Source organism: Desulfosporosinus sp. I2 (genome assembly GCF_000960765.1).
Lineage (GTDB): Bacteria > Bacillota > Desulfitobacteriia > Desulfitobacteriales > Desulfitobacteriaceae > Desulfosporosinus.
The window spans coordinates 21,528-27,527 of record NZ_JYNH01000059.1; the positions used below are offsets into that span (position 1 = coordinate 21,528).

Genomic DNA, 6,000 nt, shown 5'->3' on the forward strand with positions numbered 1-6,000 from the left:
GCATAACATCTTGATTCACTGCCTAGGCACCCACTCTTTAACGTCTTACACATTGATCATCTAAATCGGACTTCAAATAATGCACATCAAATTCGAACATCGAGCTTCGAACCACGAACATCGAACGGGGGGGACGAAAAAGTGAGGCAAAACTTAACCGAAAAAATAATCAAAGCACATCTTGTCGAGGGAAGCATGATTCACGGCGAAGAGATCGCGCTCAAGATCGATCAGACCCTTACCCAGGATGCTACCGGTACAATGGCTTATCTTCAGTTTGCCGCGATGAATATCCCACGCATTAACACGGAAGTGTCTGTCAGCTATGTGGACCACAATACGTTGCAAAACGGCTTTGAGAACGCAGACGACCACCGTTTTCTGCAAAGGATGGCGGCCAAATATGGCGCGTATTTCTCCCGGGCTGGCAACGGAATTTGCCACCAAGTTCATTTAGAACGATTCGGAATTCCTGGCAAGACACTGATCGGATCGGACAGCCATACCACGACCGGTGGTGGGTTAGGCATGTTGTCGATCGGGGTGGGTGGGCTGGATGTGGCTGTGGCCATGGGTGGCGGTCCGCTGTATTTGACCATGCCGCAAGTGGTTAACGTACGTTTGTTGGGGAAATTATCCCCTTGGGTAGCAGCCAAAGACATTATTTTGGAAGTGTTACGGCGGATTTCGGTCAAGGGCGGAGTGGGCAAAGTCTTAGAATACACTGGAGAAGGTGTGGCCACCCTGTCAGTGCCGGAACGGGCCACCATCACCAACATGGGGGCGGAAACCGGAGCCACTACGTCGGTCTTCCCCAGTGATGAGACCACTCGTCAATTCTTAAAGGCGCAGGGACGTGAAGAAGTTTGGCTGCCATTAGGGGCAGACCCGGATGCCGAATATGAGGAAGAGATCGAGATCGATCTGGCAGGGTTGGAACCTCTCGTAGCGCAACCCCATATGCCGGACAATGTGGTAAAAGTAAAGGAAATCACGGATCTGCCGGTTAGTCAAGTTATGATCGGCAGTTGTACCAACTCATCATACCAAGATATGATGCGGGTTGCTGCCATCTTAAAAGGAAAGACCCTTCATCCCGGCGTGAGCCTGGTGATTACCCCTGGGTCACGCCAAGTTCTCAAACTACTTTCTGAAAACGGTGCTTTGTCAGACCTGGTGGGCGCAGGCGCCAGGATTCTGGAATGTGCTTGTGGTCCTTGCGTTGGCGTGGGGCAAGCCCCCCATTCTGGAGCAGTGTCGGTTCGCACCAGTAATCGCAACTTCGAAGGGCGTAGCGGTACCAAGGATGCGCAGGTTTATCTGGCCAGCCCGGAAACGGCGGCCGCCACAGCAATTTATGGAGTCTTGACCGATCCCAGGAAGCTAGGAGATTTTCCAGTAATCGAGCTACCTCAGACATTTGCGCCCGATGACAACCTTGTCATCGTACCTTCACAGGATCAGGAATCTATTGATGTGGTGCTGGGACCCAATATTAAGCCAGTACCTGTGGCAGTTGCCCTGCCGGAGAATTTGTCCGGCCAGGTCCTGCTCAAAGTGGGTGACAACATCACCACGGATCATATTATGCCTGCTGGATCTAAGGTACTGCCCCTGAGGTCCAATATCCCGGCCATGTCTAGGCATTGTTTCGAACCCGTCGACGCTACTTTTCCGGAACGGTCAGAGGCTGCTGGGGGCGGTTTTATCGTCGGTCGGGAGAATTATGGCCAGGGTTCGAGTCGCGAACATGCTGCCCTCGTGCCGATGTACCTGGGGATTAAGGCGGTGTTGGTACGCTCGTTTGCCCGAATTCACAGGGCCAACCTGATTAATTTCGGGATATTGCCTCTGACATTTGTCGATCCGACCGACTACGAGAGGATAAACATGAGTGATGTATTGGAAATCCCTGGCGTCACGGCAGCGCTTGAGGCTGGCGAGGTTTTGATTGTACAGAACATCACCCAGCAGTTTGAATTCCAGGTCAGAGCGGAGCTAACGACCCGTCAGAAAGCCATCTTAAAAGCCGGCGGGATGCTTAACTACACGCGGGAGCAGGCTCTCCAGTGACCCTCGAACTATGGAATCATTCGTCCCGAGGAAGAATCTATAGATGAAATACCTGCGATGACTTACCGACGCCTGTAATACGGACTTCGGACTTCTGACCGCGGACTTCGATTTTTAGGTGAGGTATTACAAATGTATGTAACAGTCAAGATGGCCTTAGTACTTATATCAATGGTCTATCTCTTGAAGCGCAAGATCGCGATAGGCTATGTAATGCTTACAGCCTCAGCCATCTTGTTCATCATGTCAACCCGAGATCTGACGATTGGTTATACGGCGATAATGGGCACCTTCCGGAGGCAAGGTACCTGGGAAGTTATTATCGCCATGTACTTTGTGATGTGTTTGGAATACGAATTGCGGACCAGTGGCAGTCTGGACGGGTTTATGACTGCCACCCGCCAACTGTTTGGCAGCGATCGCTTATTACTGGCTTTCATGCCGGCGTTGCTCGGGTTGCTCCCATCTGTGGGTGGGGCTTTGTTTTCCGCTCCTCTAGTGGATAACGCCAGCAGCTCGTATCAACTCAGTGCAGAGAAGAAGACGGCTATCAATTATTGGTTTCGCCACATTTGGGAGTTCTCCAATCCAATCGTGCCGGCCTTATTACTAGCCAGTGAGATTACCGTGATTAGTTTAAATGTGTTAATCGCACATTTGGCTGTCTACACATGTGTTGGCGCTCTCCTGGGCTGGCTGGTTTTGCTGACTGGCCGGAACTACCACCGAGAAAACACGCTGACCAAAGGTCAATCCGATCAAGTGGAAACGACCAAGGATTCTTACCAAGCTGTGAAGGCTATCCTTTATGCGATTGGACCTATTGTGTTAAACATAATCCTAGTAACCGGATTTCATCTCAGCGCAGCGGTATCAATGGCCTTGGTCGTCGGGGTGATGGTGGCTGTTTTTCGCCTACGGGCTGCCCAAATCGGTGAAATGCTTAAGGAGTCCTTTCACGCGAAATTATTATTGGGACTTTTGGCTATCTTCTTTTTTCAGCAGGTGCTGTCTGCGACCTGGAGCGTCGATGAGATTGTTGGTCTCCTTAGGCAGTCCGGGGTTTCGCCTGCGGTGTTAATCACCATCCTTACCCTTACAGTGGGAGTACTCACAGGCCAAATGACGAGTTTTGTAGCAATCACGTTTCCGATAGTTAATGTGATCGCACCAGGAAATATTAATCTAGTGACCATTGGGTATGTGATGGGAGTGGTAGGCACAATGTTGTCGCCTGCCCATCTTTGCCTAGTGGTTTCCTTAGACTACTTTAAAGCCGGTATCATTAACTCACTTAAGCCGGTTGCTTTGATGGCCGGGATTATCACGGTCTTGGTGTTTATTCTAAACTGAATTAAACAGTTAAATTAGGGTACTTACCATTTCTGACTTAACAGGGTAGGGTGACGTTCTCACCTCCGCGTACTCCGTAGAATCCTTGCACGACCAAATACCACTGGTAACAATCTTCAACGTTTTGTGCCTTGAGCGCAGCGAAAGGAATGGTTATAACAATGAAGAAAATCCAAATGAACGTTCCGTTAGTTGAAATGGACGGAGACGAAATGACAAGGATCATTTGGCAGTCGCTTAAAGATATTTTACTCATACCCTATATTGATTTAAAAACCGAATATTATGACCTAGGATTAGCAAAAAGGGATGAGACGGAAGACCAAATTACAGTGGATGCTGCCATGGCCACGAAAAAATATGGTGTCGCTGTAAAATGCGCTACGATTACTCCAAATGCCCAGAGGGTTAAAGAGTATAACTTAAAGCAAATGTGGAAAAGTCCGAATGGAACCATTCGCGCCATTCTCGACGGGACAGTATTCCGTACTCCCATTATTGTGAACGGTATAAAACCTTTAGTCATCCCCTGGCAAAAACCAATTACCATTGCCCGTCATGCATATGGAGATATTTATAAGAATGTTGAGTATCGAGTTCAAGGTGCTGGAACTGCTGAACTGGTCTTTACCAGCCAAAACGGGCATCAATCACGTCAAATCATCCACGATTTTCAAGATAAGGGCGTTATTATGGGGATGCATAATCTCGATGGATCGATTGAAAGCTTTGCCCGCTCTTGCTTCAACTACGCGCTCGATCTGAAACAAGATTTATGGTTTTCCACAAAGGATACCATCTCCAAAATATATGACCATACCTTCAAGGATATTTTCCAAGAAATTTATGAACAGGATTACCGAGGGAAATTTGAAGCGGCTCAGATAGAATACTTTTACACCTTAATCGATGATGCAGTGGCTCGGGTTATGCGTTCTGAAGGTGGAATGATATGGGCTTGTAAAAATTATGACGGTGACGTGATGTCTGACATGGTGGCTACTGCCTTTGGTAGCCTAGCGATGATGACCTCCGTGTTGGTTTCTCCCAATGGTTGCTATGAATTTGAGGCTGCTCACGGCACCGTCACCCGGCATTATTATAAACATCTTCAAGGAGAAGGAACTTCGACAAATTCTATGGCAACCCTCTTTGCTTGGACAGGAGCCTTGAGAAAACGTGGAGAAATAGATGGAATCCAAGAACTCGTGGATTTTGCGGGTAAATTAGAAAAAGCCTCGATTAAAACCATTGAAAATGGAGTCATGCCCAGGGATTTGGCACAGATATCCGACCTCGCCTCTAAGCAAGAGGTCAGTACAGACGGCTTCCTTTTAGAAATTAAGAAAACTTTGGATGAAATGATATAAAGGGAGTTAATCGGAGATTAAAGAATTATAAGTGGACTTTTGAACTATACAAGAAAATTAATGACTTTGGATTTTTAGGGAGATGGGAAAACATTGGTTACTGCAATTCAGGATACAAGAGTAATAGTAACTCAAGATTGGTGTAAGAAGTGTGGAATATGTATAGCTTTTTGTCCTAAAAAAGTGCTGGAAAGTGACGAATTGGGTAGAGTTGTGGTTGCCAAGCCAGACCAGTGCATCGCCTGTAAGATCTGTGAGCGGCTGTGCCCCGACTTTGCTATCAATATCGAGGTGAGCAGCGATGAATAAAGCCAGACTAATGCAAGGCAATGAAGCCGTAGCCGAAGGAGCTCTGGCAGCCGGGGTTCTATTTTACGCAGGTTATCCAATTACTCCCTCGACAGAAATCGCCGAAATCATGGCCGAACGACTGCCCTTAATCGGAGGGACCTTTATCCAAATGGAAGACGAAATAGGCAGCATGGCAGCGATCATCGGAGCCTCCTTGACAGGGGCAAAAACCCTGACAGCGACAAGCGGACCGGGATTTTCCCTGAAACAGGAGAATCTGGGGTATGCCATTAGCACTGAAGTGCCCTGTGTGGTGGTCAATGTTCAACGTGGAGGACCCAGTACCGGATTACCCACGTCCCCCGCTCAAGCAGACGTTATGCAAGCCAGGTGGGGAACCCATGGCGACCATCCGATCATTGCCTTAACCCCCTCCTCCGTGCAAGAATGTTACGAACTGGCAGTTGTCGCCTTTAATTTCGCCGAGGAGTTTCGAATTCCCGTCATTTTGCTGATGGATGAAGTGATCGGGCATTTACGGGAAAAAGTCGTCTTACCTCAAAACCTAACCATCGTCGACCGGAAAAGGCCGGCGGTGCCGCCGGGTGACTACATCCCGTATGAAAACAATCAGAGCATGATTCCCGCCATGGCCAACTTTGGCGACGGTTATCGGTACCATGTCACCGGGTTAACTCATACAGAAAAGGGTTTACCAACCGGGAACCCGGAAATCACTCGAAAATTTATGGAGCGTTTAACCCAGAAGCTCAATCCCTATTTGGAGCGGATCCAATTAATCGAAGAGGTCCAGCTCGAGGATGCAGATTTGATCGTAGTAGCCTACGGTTGTACCGCTCGTTCGGTCTTGGAGGCGGTTCATATTGCTCGAGACGAAGGTCTCAAGGTGGGG

The 6,000-nt window shown here is 48.4% G+C and carries 5 protein-coding genes; all 5 read left to right on the forward strand.

From position 1 onward, the window contains the following. Positions 1–141 precede the first annotated feature (141 nt). The gene (locus UF75_RS14165; RefSeq protein WP_082075152.1) at positions 142–2,073 is read left to right on the forward strand and encodes an aconitate hydratase; all 1,932 of its coding nucleotides are present in this window, start codon (positions 142–144) and stop codon (positions 2,071–2,073) included. Between the two features lie 132 nt (positions 2,074–2,205). Further along, positions 2,206–3,426: a DUF401 family protein gene (locus UF75_RS14170; RefSeq protein ID WP_045575247.1), complete on the forward strand. Its 1,221-nt coding sequence runs from the start codon at positions 2,206–2,208 to the stop codon at positions 3,424–3,426. A 161-nt stretch (positions 3,427–3,587) separates the two neighbouring features. Continuing rightward, positions 3,588–4,796, forward strand: coding sequence for an NADP-dependent isocitrate dehydrogenase (locus UF75_RS14175; RefSeq protein WP_045575248.1), 1,209 nt, complete (start codon positions 3,588–3,590; stop codon positions 4,794–4,796). Between the two features lie 93 nt (positions 4,797–4,889). Further along, positions 4,890–5,105, forward strand: a complete 216-nt coding sequence (locus tag UF75_RS14180; protein WP_045575249.1) for a 4Fe-4S binding protein — start codon at positions 4,890–4,892, stop codon at positions 5,103–5,105. Further along, on the forward strand, positions 5,098–6,000 hold a 903-nt coding region (locus tag UF75_RS14185; RefSeq protein ID WP_045575250.1), incomplete at its 3' end, for a 2-oxoacid:acceptor oxidoreductase subunit alpha. The genes UF75_RS14180 and UF75_RS14185, both read left to right, overlap by 8 nt.

Coding starts and splice junctions, on each gene's coding strand:
- UF75_RS14170 (WP_045575247.1), top strand. CDS start 2,206: ATGTATGTAACAGTCAAGATGGCCTTAGTACTTATATCAATGGTCTAT.
- UF75_RS14175 (WP_045575248.1), top strand. CDS start 3,588: ATGAAGAAAATCCAAATGAACGTTCCGTTAGTTGAAATGGACGGAGAC.